At 53.8% G+C, this 13,502-nt stretch carries 13 protein-coding genes; 5 read left to right on the top strand and 8 right to left on the bottom strand.

All coding sequences use genetic code 11. The annotated features are described in order from the left end of the window. Window positions 1-13: 13 nt before the first annotated feature. From IAE27_RS20335 to IAE27_RS20360, 6 genes are all read right to left on the bottom strand, one after another. Entirely contained in the window at window positions 14-1,009 is a 996-nt protein-coding gene (locus IAE27_RS20335) for a fimbrial protein (RefSeq protein ID WP_004105348.1), read from the bottom strand. Beyond that, window positions 1,000-3,486, bottom strand: coding sequence for a fimbria/pilus outer membrane usher protein (locus IAE27_RS20340; RefSeq protein ID WP_004115165.1), 2,487 nt, complete (start codon window positions 3,484-3,486; stop codon window positions 1,000-1,002). Before IAE27_RS20340 ends, IAE27_RS20335 begins: the two co-directional genes overlap by 10 nt. A gap of 11 nt (window positions 3,487-3,497) precedes the next feature. Beyond that, window positions 3,498-4,199: a molecular chaperone gene (locus IAE27_RS20345; RefSeq protein WP_064397332.1), complete on the bottom strand. Its 702-nt coding sequence runs from the start codon at window positions 4,197-4,199 to the stop codon at window positions 3,498-3,500. A 289-nt stretch (window positions 4,200-4,488) separates the two neighbouring features. Continuing rightward, on the bottom strand, window positions 4,489-5,097 hold the full coding sequence (mrkA, locus tag IAE27_RS20350; RefSeq protein WP_004105354.1) for a type 3 fimbria major subunit MrkA: 609 nt from the start codon (window positions 5,095-5,097) through the stop codon (window positions 4,489-4,491). Between the two features lie 393 nt (window positions 5,098-5,490). After that, entirely contained in the window at window positions 5,491-6,213 is a 723-nt protein-coding gene (locus IAE27_RS20355; RefSeq protein ID WP_154022840.1) for an ArsR/SmtB family transcription factor, read from the bottom strand. A gap of 45 nt (window positions 6,214-6,258) precedes the next feature. Next, window positions 6,259-6,570, bottom strand: coding sequence for an antibiotic biosynthesis monooxygenase family protein (locus tag IAE27_RS20360; RefSeq protein ID WP_004115172.1), 312 nt, complete (start codon window positions 6,568-6,570; stop codon window positions 6,259-6,261). Window positions 6,571-6,954: 384 nt separating this feature from the next. On the opposite strand from IAE27_RS20360, the gene IAE27_RS20365 reads away from it, so the two are divergent. Beyond that, on the top strand, window positions 6,955-7,164 hold the full coding sequence (locus IAE27_RS20365) for a YdgH/BhsA/McbA-like domain containing protein (protein ID WP_004105360.1): 210 nt from the start codon (window positions 6,955-6,957) through the stop codon (window positions 7,162-7,164). Between the two features lie 327 nt (window positions 7,165-7,491). On the opposite strand, the gene IAE27_RS20370 is transcribed toward IAE27_RS20365, so the two are convergent. After that, complete coding sequence (locus IAE27_RS20370; RefSeq protein WP_108704582.1) at window positions 7,492-8,376, bottom strand: EamA family transporter; 885 nt, start codon at window positions 8,374-8,376, stop codon at window positions 7,492-7,494. 80 nt (window positions 8,377-8,456) lie between these two features. On the opposite strand from IAE27_RS20370, the gene IAE27_RS20375 reads away from it, so the two are divergent. Next, on the top strand, window positions 8,457-8,963 hold the full coding sequence (locus tag IAE27_RS20375) for a MarR family winged helix-turn-helix transcriptional regulator (protein ID WP_108704581.1): 507 nt from the start codon (window positions 8,457-8,459) through the stop codon (window positions 8,961-8,963). A gap of 683 nt (window positions 8,964-9,646) precedes the next feature. Here IAE27_RS20375 and IAE27_RS20380 read toward each other — a convergent pair. Then, window positions 9,647-10,108 (bottom strand): Lrp/AsnC family transcriptional regulator, encoded by a 462-nt coding sequence (locus IAE27_RS20380; RefSeq protein ID WP_004105365.1) that lies wholly within the window; start codon window positions 10,106-10,108, stop codon window positions 9,647-9,649. Between the two features lie 149 nt (window positions 10,109-10,257). Here IAE27_RS20380 and IAE27_RS20385 point away from each other — a divergent pair, with 149 nt between their 5' ends. The 3 genes from IAE27_RS20385 to IAE27_RS20395 all read left to right on the top strand — a co-directional run bounded on the left by IAE27_RS20385 (window position 10,258) and on the right by IAE27_RS20395 (window position 13,082). Beyond that, window positions 10,258-10,869 carry a LysE family translocator gene (locus tag IAE27_RS20385; RefSeq protein WP_004105367.1) on the top strand — a complete coding sequence of 204 codons (612 nt, stop codon included), beginning with the start codon at window positions 10,258-10,260 and terminating at the stop codon, window positions 10,867-10,869. Window positions 10,870-11,408: 539 nt separating this feature from the next. After that, window positions 11,409-12,014: a tyrosine-type DNA invertase gene (locus IAE27_RS20390; RefSeq protein ID WP_004105369.1), complete on the top strand. Its 606-nt coding sequence runs from the start codon at window positions 11,409-11,411 to the stop codon at window positions 12,012-12,014. 441 nt (window positions 12,015-12,455) lie between these two features. Further along, a complete protein-coding gene (locus IAE27_RS20395; RefSeq protein ID WP_023321571.1) occupies window positions 12,456-13,082 on the top strand; it encodes a tyrosine-type DNA invertase in 627 nt (208 codons plus the stop codon). Window positions 13,083-13,502: the final 420 nt, after the last annotated feature.

Below are 13,502 nucleotides of genomic sequence, written 5' to 3' on the forward strand. Positions count from 1 at the left end.
CCCGCCTCCCGAATTAATCGTACGTCAGGTTAAAGATCATGTGCGACTCCACCTCACCGGTACTGGTGGTCGGCGCATATTGATAGAAACGCGCATGCAGAGGCAGGGTGATATAGCGGGTCTCCTGCGTGCGCAGCGTACCGACGCTGTACTTTTTGTTGAACTCCAGCGGCACGCCATCTTTCAAAACCTGAATACCAATCCCTTTCGCCAGCGAGCTACCGGATTTTTCATTCAGCAGCGCGCCTCGAGCGTTCGTGGTGCCGGTCGCCAGCGTACCGGAAAAAGAGGTCTGGATATTGGCATAGCCCGACTCGCTTAATCCGCCGCTGCACTGCAGCTCAATATTAAAATCCTTACCTCCGGCGGTAGTGCCGACGCCGTTAAGATCGCTGCGCTTAATGGTGCCAACATCAACGTTCATATTTTTGCCGCTCAGGATAGTGCATGAGGGCGACACCACGGTGATCGCGTTGGCGCTCAGGTACGTCACCAGAATCGGGTTGTTACCGTTCTCCCAGTCATAAGAGGTATATTTCCCCGCCGCCAGAGTACCGCTCCCGGTCACGCTGGCAGTTTTAATCACTTCCAGCGTAAAGCGTGAGCCTTCCAGCGAGTAATTCGTGGTCCTGCTGGCGTAGCTCGAGTAAACATCCGGGTAGATAATATTCACCGTCGCCCCGCCGCGGCTAAAGCGCAGGCCGATACCGGGCACGTTGGTAGAGTAAATTTTATTTCCCAGATCCGTCGCGCCGGTGGAAACGATTTTGGCCGCAAAGCGGTTATTGCCGCTGCTGCAGCTATAGCTGGCCCCGCCCGGCGCCGACATAGTCCAGTTACGGGAAACGATCACCGATCCTACCGGCAGGTCAGGTGGAACCACCACCCTCCCCACCACCATGTCGAGGTTAACGGTCGGCTGCGACAGACGCGTACAGTACGCCCATGCCGACGTGGTTCCCATCGCCATTAAGCCAATAAAAAGCGTCAGTTTTTTCATTAGCGACATAGCGTTTCCTTTGTTTTTTGCTGACTTAACTCTACCGAACACTGTCCACCGCTCCATTTGACCGTAGCCTGCGGCGCGCTGGCGTCGCTGATAAACATCATGCTGCCCTGGCCCACCACGCCAATCTCTTTCCCGGATGGGGCATATATCGTGGCGGCGAACGGTAACGGCAGGCCGTTTGCCTGGCGCGCCTGCAGAGTGATGTTGTTCTGCACCGTGGTATCGAAAGAGACCTTAACCACGCTGCCTTCCCACGGCACGACCTGCGCCACGGTACTGCCGAAGGCGACGTCGTCGCTGCTGCCTTTGGGATCAATTTCAACCGAGTTAATCCGGTAAGGCCGCAGATACGGCAGGATGGCATAGCCGTTGCTGTCGATGCGGGTCCCCGGCGAACCGGGCAGCATCGCGCCTGCGGCATCTTTTGCTTCAATCAGCGCCATCGTGGTGCCGCTTTCCGGCGAGAACACGACGCCATGCCGATGAGCAATTAGCGTTCCGCTGGCGCCCACGCCGCTCTGGCGATACCCTTCGCCCTGGCTATAGCTGCCGTTCAGCGTGGTCCACGGGGTACGGTAGCTGCCGTTCAGCGCCACGTCGTGCTGGCCGCCGGTCGAGGTCGTTGTCGACACGCCGTAGTTGAGGTTATTTTCGCTATCCAGCGAACCGTTGACCCCAATCTGCGAGCTGGCGAAGCGCGAGTTATTAAACGAGGTGTTTGACGTCAGGTTAGCCGTACGGTTTTCGCCGAACCATAGCGGGTAGCTAAAGTTGAGTGAAACGCGATCGTCACGACGGTGGCCGGAGCTATCCGGGGTATAGACGCGCTGGGCGCTGACCGACCACGAGAGCCGACCGTACATGTTGTTGTAACTAAACTGGTACTGCTTTTCCGTTCCCGAACGGTTCCAGTAATCCGCCACCCGACCGCTAAGGTAAAAACCGCCCCAGCCGTCCGGCAGATTCTGGTTAACGGTAAACGTCATCCCGTTTTTCTGCCGCCATACGGTGTAGCTGCTGCGGTGGTTCTTTTCCTGATCGACGGCGTACAGCGCGTCGTTCAGGTTGTAGTAGCCTTTGGTGGAGTAGCGATACGCCGCCAGCACGATACTGGTCTGGGTTTCGGTAAACATACGGTTAAAGGTGGCGCGATAGCTCTGCCCCTGCTCGTCAAGGGTATCGCTCTTCAGCCGCGAGTGGGTAACGTCGAAGGAGAGCGCGCCGATGCCGGTATTCATCCCGGTTCCCAGCAGAAAGGCCTGATAGTCATCAAAGCCGGTGACGCCGGTATAGCCGGTGAACAGGTTATTCAAACCGTGCTGAAAGGTTCCCTGGTAAAGCATCGGTTTATTACGCAGGGAGCTATCGTCGACCTTACCGGCAGAAAGCGCATAGCGGGTCATTCCCGGACGCAGCAGCTGCGCCACTGAGGCGTAAGGTACGCTGAACACCTCAACCGAACCGTCGGCCTCTTTTACCGATACTTCAAGATCGCTACCGTAGCCGGAAGGATAGACATCCTGCAGGGTAAACGGCCCCGGCGGTACCGTAGTCTGATAGATAATATTGCTGCCCTGGCGCACCGTCACCAGGGCATTGCTTTGCGCTACGCCGCGAATTTCGGGAGCGTAAGAGCGCATGCCGTCCGGGAACATATTGTCATCGGTCGCCAGGTTGACCCCGCGCAGGCCAATCGTGTCGAAGAACTCGCCGCTGGTAAAAATCTGCCCGCCGCTGACTATCGAATTAATCTGCGGAACAGGACGCTGCAGCCAGGTCTGGTTGCTGTTCCAGTGAGCTTTCCCCTGCTGCTGCTGCCAGTTCAGGTTACCGATATGCTTGAGCAGCCAGCCGTCCCACGACAGGCCCGCGTTAACGCCAAGGTACGCGCTGCTGTTATCAGAGCCGTTGTTCGACGACGTGTGGCTATTCCAGGCGTTCGCCATCCAGCCTAAATTCAGCGCCGCAACGCCTTTATCCCAGAATTCCGGGCTGACAAAGTTTTTCAGGCGCTGATCTTCATAGATTTGCGGTACGGAAATATCCAGTCGCAGAGAGGACTGAATCAGCGTGTCTTTAACATTATCTTCGTTACGCCACTCCTGCAGGCGTCCGCAGAATCCCTCTTTTTCGCTGAGCTGCGGGTTAAACTTTTCCGGCGAGATCCCGTACTGCATCAGCATCGCTTTGGTGTAGCAGACGCCCATTTTGCCATCTTTACCGGCGGTGATTTTCAGGTCGTAGCGCCCTTTCCATTCGCCGTTGGTATACACATCGAGGGAATAGACGCCCTCGCTGATAGCGCTGGTCGAGAAGCGCGACAGGTCGACCTTTTCGCGACTACCGACGATAAAACCATCGTTAAACTGATAGACCGTTCCCGGGTTTTCCTGTCCGCTGGAAAATGGCGGAAAGCAGCACAGCGCAACCGCAATCGTCGTGCTTAATCTTCCCGGGCAGATTGACCTCTGCTTCATGATCGTTTCCCTTATTTGACGGTAACTTTCACTGCGACGTCTGCGCCATAATCATTAATATTGTTAACGGTCAGGGTCTCACCTTTGCTCACCGCAGAAGAGAGGGCGATGGTCTGAATGGACTGCGGGGCAAGCATGACCGTTTTGCTATTCAGCGCTTTGCCGCCGTTACGGGAGATACGGCTTACGGTGATATAAAAGGGTGTTGGATTACCGATCGACAGGCTGCTGCCGTTAGCGGAGAGCGCTAATTTGTCTGCCGCCGCGTCGCGATTGCCTAAACCGGCAGGACGATAAATAAACTTAAAGCGCGAACGAATCGCCAGCTGCAGAATATTCTGTCCTTCATTTTTCTGGCTGGCCTCGACCGGCGGTATTTCCAGAAGATTCAGCCACCATAGCGTCTCTTTATCTTTAGCCAGTCCCGCATTGCTGCCGAGCTTAATACGCAGGGTCTGGCCGCTTTTCGCATCAACGCGGGAAATAGGCGGCGTGATAATAAATGGTGTGGTAATGGTATCCGGCGTCGCATCGGCATTACCGTTGTCCAGCCAGGCCTGCGCCAGCGCCGGACGGTCGGCGGTGTTAGAGAGCTGCACCGTTATTTCTTTTTCATTTCCTGGGTAAATAAAACGGGTGCCGTTAACAATAATATTGTTGGCATGGGCCGCAAAACTAAAAATGAAACAGAAAAAAAGGGCAATACGCTTCATGCTGACCTCAGAATAAAAAATAAGCGGCAGCAGTGGCCGCTTTATTATTGTTGTATACCCTCAATAATTCGAATTGCAGAAAGGCGGCAAGAGCGTGACAAATACGTTCCCGACGAATTTGTCCAGCCGAAGGCTGTCCTTCGCTGAGAGGCAGGAGCTTCTCATTAATCCCCGGGAGCTTACTCCAGTAAGTGACTGGGATGAGCGAGCGTCGCCAGCGCCTGTGCTATTCGAAAGATTGCGGATATAAACCGCCCCGGCGCGAGGCGGCTTTATCTCTCAGTCGATATTACTGATAAGTAATTTCGTAAGTCGCGTAGCTGTTAACCACACCGGTGGTGACAGTCGTCGGGGTGCTGGTAGCGTAGCCAACGTAGTAAGTGAAGCGCGCGCCGTCCTGAACGGCAGAAGCATCGCCGGTCGCTTTAGGCTGGGTGGCATCACCCGGGATGATTTTGTTGGTCAGCGCGGTCGCGTTGTCGGTGGACAGAACCAGCTGGATATTCTGCGCGCCAGCGGCTTCGGTGTTCGCCAGGTAGCCCTGCTGCTTAGCAGTAGCGCCGGCCAGCAGGTTACCGCCAGTCCAGTTCACGCCCAGTTTGCTCACATCGTCCTGTTTGGTACCGTCAGCGGCCTGGCAGTCAGACACATCGATAGTGAAAGATTTCGGTTTCAGATAGGTATCCGCAGCGGCGGCTTTAACTTCAGTTAAAGTCACCGGTGACAGATAAACGTTTGCATCGCTGCCCTGGCCATTTACGGAAACAGTACAAGATACATCGGTAACTTTACCGAAGAAATTAACCTGACCGCCGCCTACATTGGTATCAGCAGCATTTGCTGCAGCCATACCAAAAAACGCAGTCGCCATTGCAGCAGAGAGAAGAACCTTTTTCATTGCCATTTCCTTGTCAGAGTGAATTAAGTATCGATGAGCAAACAGTTAATTCGCACAAAAGTCAGAAGCGATTTGCGATGCTCACTTGTGCAACTGTTAATAGAAACTTCGACTGACCGGAAGCCGCAATATTTAAGGCGTCAGGAACGAATTCTAATAAAGAAATCGTCAAGGCTGTCGGCGTCAAAGAATGCTATTTTTCGCTGACAAATATACATATGTTCACGAGCTGTTAATCAATGTAACAGATAGCTGACAACTATTAATAATTCAGGATTGATAGCAAGAAACGAAGTTATTGTTATTTACACGGAAGGGGAAAAGACGATATGGAATTAACAATATAGCAACCTATATTGGCATAAAAACTATTTCCCCCCAGTCAGAACACTCTTAATCGCTCGCTGATCGGGTATTTTTCGCCAGCTGAAAATGCTGATGTAGCGCTCGCCATCCTGCTGACGTAATCGTCACTTCGCGGAATCCCGGGGTAGTGGTAAACCAGCCTTTCTGCAGACCGTGCTGCAGCAGCGCCGCGCCTGCCGCCCCACCGAGATGAAAGCGACGTTCGCTCCAGTCAAGGCAGCCGCAGCACGCTTTGCGCCGGGAGCCGCTCTTCGTCATTATCCCCAGGCGCGCAAACTGCGCTTCGCCGACGGGCGTCAGAGTAGTGCCATCAGGCGCTAACCACGCTTCGCGCAGCAGAAAATCATACAGTGATACCGCCACTTCGCCGGCCAGATGATCGTAACAGGTACGCGCGACGCGTAAATTAACCGGCGTTGCGGTGGACAGCGCCACCGCACGCTTGCCGGCCATGGTCATCATATTTTCCAGCAATCCGGCAACATCGCTACCGGCGAGGCGGTAGTAGCGATGGCGGCCCTGGGCAAGACACATCAGCAAACCGCTGCTGACCAGCCGGCTAAGATGCGCGCTGGCGGTGGAGGGGGAAATGTCGGCCACGGTGGAAAGCTCGGTAGCCGTCCACGCCCGGCCATCCATCAAGGCGCAAAGTATCTTCAACCGCGAGGCATCCGCCATTGCCGACGCCACTGCCGCCATCGCCAGGGCCAGCGATTCATCGTCTTCAATCCGCTCAACAGGTTTTAACATAGCGCCTCGCTTATTTTCCCAACGGCAAACTGCCGCCATATTACGTTAATCGGCATGTTGAGAACGATATTCGCGCAGCACCCGGGCAACCCGAATTTGATAGCAGGCGAAGATGCTCTCCCGTCCCTCTTTCTGCGCAGCCTGATGGCAAAGGTTGCGCCTCCACGCCAGTACCGCATCCTCATCACGCCACCAGGAGAGCGACAGAATTTTGCCTGCCGCAGTCAGGCTTTGAAAACGCTCAATGGCAATAAAACCGTCAATATCGCTCAGCAGCGGCTTCAGCTCCGCCGCCAGCGTTAAGTAGCGCTCCTGGCTCGCCGGGGTAACCTCAGCTTCAAAAAGTACTGCAATCATACCGTCGTCCTCACGCAATCAGTGTGAAGGCCAGGATATCTTCTTTGCCGGGCTCAATGCTTCGCTGATGGGCGAAGTATGATGGCTTTTATTGTGCAAAAAACATCCCACATATTCACAAAAGCAATAGTTAATAACCTGAAGAAAGCTAATCGCGCCTCTTTTGAAACTATTTTCTAAGGCCTGAAACAGGTCCAAAAAGAGAGCATCTATATGTTTTTATTGAAAATAAAAAAACAAAAATCAGCTAATTCATCATCATACCGTCACAAAAGTGTGATCTAAATCGCACTTTTTGCAACGCGCGTTATAGTTAGCAGACTTATTATAAGTCCATCGAAAGCAACCACGCTTTCCACCATAAAAGTTAAAAGGATAAACACCATGAAAAACGTAAAATTACTTGCCGCTGCCGGTATGCTGTCTCTGGTCTCTTTTGCTAGCTTCGCTCAGCCTGTTAGCGTAACCGCAGATACTCTGGACAACGCCGAAGCCAAAATCGCTGCCATTGCTAAAGACCAGGGTGAGTCTTACCACATTACCGAAGCTTATACCGGTAACCAGGTACATATGACCGCCGAGCTGTCTAAATAATCGAATGGTTGCAGAGGGAGCTGCCGGACAGGTCGCCTGAAGGCGGCTGGTCTGGCTCCCGCCACATAATAAGCACCCAGCAATGTCGAGCCCCTTGATGGGGCTTTTTTTGTTTTTGGCGAACAGTGAACCCGCAGCCCGGTTTGTGGGTTCACCGCCGTCTGCGGTGCAGTAGCCCGGACAGATGCGCAGCATCGCCTCCGGGAAATTTGGCCACTCTGCACGCTACTCCCGGGGGCGGCGCTTGATGCGCCTTGCCCGGGCTACAGGTTCATCGCCGTCTGCGGGCCGGTAGCCCGGACAGATGCGCAGCATCGCCTCCGGGATTTACCGACCCGCTACAGCTCTCTTATTCGATAATGCGCGCTGAATCGACAGCACGCTGAATAGCACAATCACCAATCCCGCCAGCGCCAGCCCCTCAATTTTTTGTCCGAGGAAAATCCAGCCTAATAGTACCGCTGTCACCGGACTCAGCAGGCTCATTGCCGATACCGCTACCGGAGAAAGACGGCCAATACCGCGGAACCAGAGGCCATACGCGAGCATTGCCCCGGCAACGCACAGCCACAAATAACCCGCCGCCTGAGTCAGCGTTACCTGATGCAGCGGCGGATCGACCAATAACGCAATCGGCGCCAGTACAATACCGCCAATCAGCAGCTGCCAGCCTGTCAGGGCAATAACCGGCAAGGCGATCGCCCAGCGCCGCGACAGCCAGGTCCCAAGCGCCATACTCATCGCCCCCAGAAATGCCGCGCCGATCCCAAGCGGATCGAGCGTCATTTGCGGCGATAGCAGCAACATCGCCATTCCCACGATCCCCGTCATTGCTGATAGCACCGCGAGCCAGGGCGATCGCTGACGATCGACGCACCATGCCAGCAGCATCACCAGCAGCGGCTGGATAGCGCCAATCACCGCCGCCAGTCCGCCCGGCAGCCGATAAGCGGCAATAAACAGCAGCGCCTGGAACGCGCCGATATTCAGGATCCCGGTGACAATCAGCTTCCACCACTCGCCGCGCAGCGGAAGGCGACGGCTCCAGATCAGCAGGGCGATCCCGGCCGGCAGCACCCGCAGCAGCGCGGCGATAAACGGTCTATCGGGCGGCAGGAACTGCGAGGTGACAATATAGGTGCTGCCCCAGATGGCGGGCGCCAGCGCGGTTAAGAATAGATCTACAACAAGGTTGCGCGAAACAAAGGCCATGATTTTATCTTCATATCAAGGTAAATTATGGCGTAAGTATGTATCGATATTTATCTTGATATCAAGACAAGTGGGCATTAATGGACAAATCACCGCAGACCGACGCCGTGGATCGCATTCTTGAACAGTGGAAACGGGAACGCCCCGATCTCGATTGCACTCCAATGGGACCGTTCGGTCGTCTGAAGCGCTGCGCGCTGCTGCTGGAACCGCGCATTGAAGCGGCTTTTCTTCGCCATGATTTAGTGCGCTGGGAGTTTGACATGCTGGCGACTTTGCGACGGGCGGGCGATCCGTTCGTGCTGTCGCCAACCCAGCTCTTTTCAACGTTAATGATCACCTCCGGCACCATGACCCATCGTCTTAAGGCGCTGGAAAAACGAGGGTTTATTCGCCGACTGCCAAACCCGGACGATGCGCGCAGCATGCTGGTCGCGCTGACGCATGAGGGGCGGAAGTTAATCGACAGGGCGGTAGAGAGCCACGTGGAAAATGAGCGGCAGCTGCTGGATGGCCTTTCTGCGGGGCAGCGCCAGCAGCTTGATGAAGCGCTGACGGTGTTTATGCGTCTGTTGGAAAAAGAGTAATACCACTCTGCTTTGACAGGGTGCTCATACTGCTGCCGGCTCACCTTTGATGACGCATCACCGTTATTTCCCCGGAGGCGATGCTACGCATCTGTCCGGGCTACCGGATCGCAGACGGCGATGAATCTGTAGCCCGGGCAAGGCGCGTGAGCGCCGCCCCCGGGGCAGCGTGCAAAACGGCTGAATTTCCCCGGAGGCGATGCTACGCATCTGTCCGGGCTACCGACTACCGGCCCGCAGATGGCAATGAACCTGGGTATCTGTCCGGGCTACCGGATCGCAGACGGCGATGAATCTGTAGCCCGGGCAAGGCGCGTGAGCGCCGCCCCCGGGGCAGCGTGCAGAACGGCTGAATTTCCCCGGAGGCGATGCTACGCATCTGTCCGGGCTACCGGATCGCAGACGGCAATGAATCTGTAGCCCGGGCAAGGCGCGTGAGCGCCGCCCCCGGGGCAGTGTGCAAAACGGCTGAATTTCCCCGGAGGCGATGCTGCGCATCTGTCCGGGCTACCGACTACCGGCCCGCAGATAGCAATGAACCTGGGTATCTGTCCGGCCTACCGGATCGCAGACGGCAATGAACCTGTAGCCCGGGCAAGGCGCGTTGAGCGCCGCCCCCGGGGCTGCATGCAGAACGGCTGAATTTCCCCGGAGGCGATGCTGCGCATCTGTCCGGGCTGCGGTTACCCATTACCGAGCGGAAAAGGGCGATCCTGCACGACCGTCTTCATGACCAATGTCGAACGTAAATGCTGCACGCCGGGCATTGCGGAGAGTTTATCATCGTACAGCTTCTGGAAGGCCGGAAGATCGCGCGTCACCACATGCATCAGATAGTCCGGATCGCCAAACAGACGCTGCGCCAGCACGATTTGCGGGATCTCTTCGACCGCTTCCTCAAACGCGCTTACCGCTTTTTTGTCCCCCTCTTTTAGCGTCGCGAAGACGATGGCCAAAAAGTTGAAGCCCATTTTGGCCGGATCAAGGTTGGCCCGATAGCCGGTAATCACCCCCTCCTGCTCCAGCGTGCGCAGCCGTCGATGGCAGGGCGAAAGACTGAGATTCACCCGTTCGGCCAGCTCGGTTATCGATAGTCGCCCGTCGGCCTGCAGCTCAGCAAGAATTTTTCGATCGATGCTATCCATTTGGAATATTTTCCCTCAGATTCCCCTTCCAGAGCATAACATTGAAAGCTCATTGCGCAATAAACCCGATATTCTTTTCCTCAAATAATCGCCGCTTTACGAGGGAAAACGATGAGAAACTGCCATCAACACGCAGGGGTGCGCTGGCCATGGAAATGAGCTTTATCGCCAGCTTTTGGCTGGTTTCCTTTCTGCTGATCATCACGCCGGGGGCTGACTGGGCCTACACCATCAGCGCAGGGATCAACGGTCGGCGCGTGATACCCGCCGTCGCCGGACTGATGTCCGGTCACCTGCTGGCCACGCTGATCGTCGTCGCCGGAATCGGCGTGTTAATCGCCGGCCACCCGCTGGCGCTATCGACGATTACCCTGCTGGGCGCGGGCTATCTGATGTGGCTGGGAATCGCTATTTTGCGCCATCCGCCAACGCCAGGCACACAGCAATACAGCGCGGATAGCTGGAATCGCTGGGCGATTAAGGGGCTATGCATTAGCGGCCTCAATCCAAAAGTTTTTCTTCTGTTTCTGGCCCTGCTGCCACAGTTTACCGACCCCCAGGGAAGCTGGTCGGTCGCGCAGCAGATGTCGGCGCTGGGCGGTATTCACCTTATCACCTGCACGCTGGTCTATTTACTGGTCGGCTACGGCGCCAAAGCGCTGTTAGCGACCCGGCCTCAAATCGCGCAAAAGGTCAGCATCGCTTCGGGGGTGATGATGGTCGCCATAGCCGCCCTGCTGTTTCTGGAGCAACTGAGGTAGCCTGCCATATAAGGCGCGAGCGCGTGTCCTGTTCGCGCCACGGCATTATTATGGCAAAAACGCATTGCTGTACGGTTATTTTGCATTCGTCATCACCCCACTCTAAATTAGCCAATGCGCATCTCTCGCTTCCTTATCAGCCAGATTTTTTGGCTACGCTACCCTCCGATATCCCCCCTCTTAGCGGCAGTTAAGGTTTATCTCATATGAAATAAAACAATTCTTAACGCTCCCCACAATTGTTGCGCTTCCTGTTTTCCCTATTCATAAGATGGTTTTTGCAGTATGGTTAACATTATTAGAAGTTATATACTGCTGCCTACCCAGTTAAGGAGAAAAAGAATGAGCAGGATATGGGCCCTACCCCAAACCGCAACGCCGAATATATATATAAAAATAAGAACTGCCTGTCCAAAAGAAGTCATATCGCTTAAATATTGCCAGCAGCAGCAATAAATAATGCACATGCAGCCGAATCTTATCATTATCTTATGATGGCCAAAAAGTGCGCTCGCCGGCTGTATAATAAAGGGAACTCAATGAAAAGCAATGCTATTTTAAAAAAAAGGAACTTCCTGACTCACAATGAAATAGAGTCATTGCTCAAAGCGGCCAACAGTGGTGCACATGCCACGCGCAATTATTGCCTGACATTATTGTGTTTTATTCACGGATTACGCGCCAGTGAAATATGCCGCCTGCAAATTTCCGATATCGACCTTAGTTCTAAATGTATCTATATTCACCGGCTTAAGAATGGATTTTCGACAACGCATCCTTTGCTAAATAAAGAAATCCGCGCATTAAAAAACTGGCTACAGGTCCGCGCCTCGTACCCGCAGTCCGACAGCGAATGGTTATTTCTCTCACGAAAAGGTAATCCTTTGTCTCGCCAGCAGTTTTATCAGATTATTTCCGCTTCTGGTGATAATGCCGGGCTATCGCTCGAAATTCATCCGCATATGCTCCGTCATTCATGCGGCTTCGCCCTGGCCAACATGGGCATTGATACCCGCCTTATCCAGGACTATCTAGGCCACCGCAACATTCGCCATACCGTATGGTATACCGCCAGTAACGCTGGCCGTTTCTATGGTATCTGGGACGAAAGCAGAGACAGACAGCGGAGCCCTGTTCTGCCGTAATGCTCGATGCCAGGGAGGGCGTCAAAATAACCGTCAGGCAGCGGTAAACATTAAAAAAAATTAACCATGCGGTGTTTATGATTATTGTTCCGGCAAGTTCACAGCGCAACGATGATTTATCTTATTACCCCCGGGCATGGCCCTGCATATAAATGCGTCAACGCCCTTCCGTTTAAAATAGCCGCAATCATGCTTTTTTCCTTTTAATTTTATGCACCTGAAAAAGAACCGCGGCCCAGAGGTTGTCGCCATCAATAAAATCTATAAGAATAAGATTTATCATCTGTAATATTCTGCCCCACAGCCGCTACAATGTCATTATTCAACTATGCTTAAGCCCCTTCGTATAATACGCGATTAACCTTGCGGATTATTTGTGAGCGCCCCCTGCGGTCCGCAGGGTCGTGTTAATTTTCAAGATCATATCAGGAGTTATTTATTGTGAACCGACGTCGTTTTCTTACTGGTAAAGAAGTTCAGGCGATGATGCTGGCAGCCCGCCACGGGCAAACGGGAGAGCGGGATTACTGTCTAATCCTGCTCGCTTTTCGTCATGGTATGCGCATTAGCGAATTACTCGATCTGCACTACCGCGACCTCGATCTTGTCGAAGGCCGCATCAATATTCGACGGCTGAAGAATGGATTCTCCACCGTACATCCTCTGATGGTCGATGAATGTGACGCTATCAGGCGCTGGAGTCAGGTACGCGGCGCCTGGAAAGGCGCGCAAAAAACCGATGCGCTGTTTATATCGCGACGCGGTACGCCGCTTTCGCGTCAGCAGGCCTACCGCATCATCCGCACCGCTGGCGTGGACGCTGGCACGGCTACCCATACTCACCCGCATATGCTGCGCCATGCCTGCGGTTACGAACTGGCGGAGAGAGGGGCCGACACCCGCCTTATTCAGGACTATCTCGGCCATCGAAACATTCGCCATACCGTACGCTATACGGCCAGCAACGCCGCGCGATTCGCCGGACTCTGGGAACGCAACAACCTGATGGAGTGGAATTTACAAAATCAGAGGATGGAAAATAATAGTTTGATAAATAAGGGAAAATAACATACCGAACAGGTCAATTGGGGCCAAACTGTGTGCATCATAAAAATATTCAGTAACCTTTTGCAACCATCGAATGCATCAAACAGGGGGTAAAAACCAATATCACGTTGATTAACAATGTTTTTTTATTTTTAATCTTTTCCAGAAACGTCCTTCTTTCCGCTGCCCATCCTTCCCGGCCACGCGTTGCCTATAGCCATCCATGGCTTATTAAGCCTTAACGATATCGATTTTTTATGTCGTAAAACAACGACAAAGAAGATTAAAAAACCAAATAAACAATAATGTCATCATAATTTCAGTCAATTACGCCAACGAGTCAAAATGGCCCCAAATGTCTCATTTTTTGGGTGAAAAACATGCAGAACCGCAGCCGAATATACCGGCTGAAATATGAAATACCTGGAGGTCATGATGACG

The organism is Klebsiella sp. S69 (assembly GCF_016516145.1).
GTDB classification, from domain to species: domain Bacteria; phylum Pseudomonadota; class Gammaproteobacteria; order Enterobacterales; family Enterobacteriaceae; genus Klebsiella; species Klebsiella oxytoca.

Excerpts from the sequence above, each read along its gene's own strand:
- IAE27_RS20385 (WP_004105367.1), top strand. The coding sequence starts at position 10,258 with ATGGAAATGAGCTTTATCGCCAGCTTTTGGCTGGTTTCCTTTCTGCTG.
- IAE27_RS20365 (WP_004105360.1), top strand. The coding sequence starts at position 6,955 with ATGAAAAACGTAAAATTACTTGCCGCTGCCGGTATGCTGTCTCTGGTC.
- IAE27_RS20390 (WP_004105369.1), top strand. The coding sequence starts at position 11,409 with ATGAAAAGCAATGCTATTTTAAAAAAAAGGAACTTCCTGACTCACAAT.
- IAE27_RS20355 (WP_154022840.1), bottom strand. The coding sequence starts at position 6,213 with ATGTTAAAACCTGTTGAGCGGATTGAAGACGATGAATCGCTGGCCCTG.
- mrkA (WP_004105354.1), bottom strand. The coding sequence starts at position 5,097 with ATGAAAAAGGTTCTTCTCTCTGCTGCAATGGCGACTGCGTTTTTTGGT.
- IAE27_RS20370 (WP_108704582.1), bottom strand. The coding sequence starts at position 8,376 with ATGGCCTTTGTTTCGCGCAACCTTGTTGTAGATCTATTCTTAACCGCG.
- IAE27_RS20360 (WP_004115172.1), bottom strand. The coding sequence starts at position 6,570 with ATGATTGCAGTACTTTTTGAAGCTGAGGTTACCCCGGCGAGCCAGGAG.
- IAE27_RS20375 (WP_108704581.1), top strand. The coding sequence starts at position 8,457 with ATGGACAAATCACCGCAGACCGACGCCGTGGATCGCATTCTTGAACAG.
- IAE27_RS20340 (WP_004115165.1), bottom strand. The coding sequence starts at position 3,486 with ATGAAGCAGAGGTCAATCTGCCCGGGAAGATTAAGCACGACGATTGCG.
- IAE27_RS20335 (WP_004105348.1), bottom strand. The coding sequence starts at position 1,009 with ATGTCGCTAATGAAAAAACTGACGCTTTTTATTGGCTTAATGGCGATG.
- IAE27_RS20380 (WP_004105365.1), bottom strand. The coding sequence starts at position 10,108 with ATGGATAGCATCGATCGAAAAATTCTTGCTGAGCTGCAGGCCGACGGG.
- IAE27_RS20345 (WP_064397332.1), bottom strand. The coding sequence starts at position 4,199 with ATGAAGCGTATTGCCCTTTTTTTCTGTTTCATTTTTAGTTTTGCGGCC.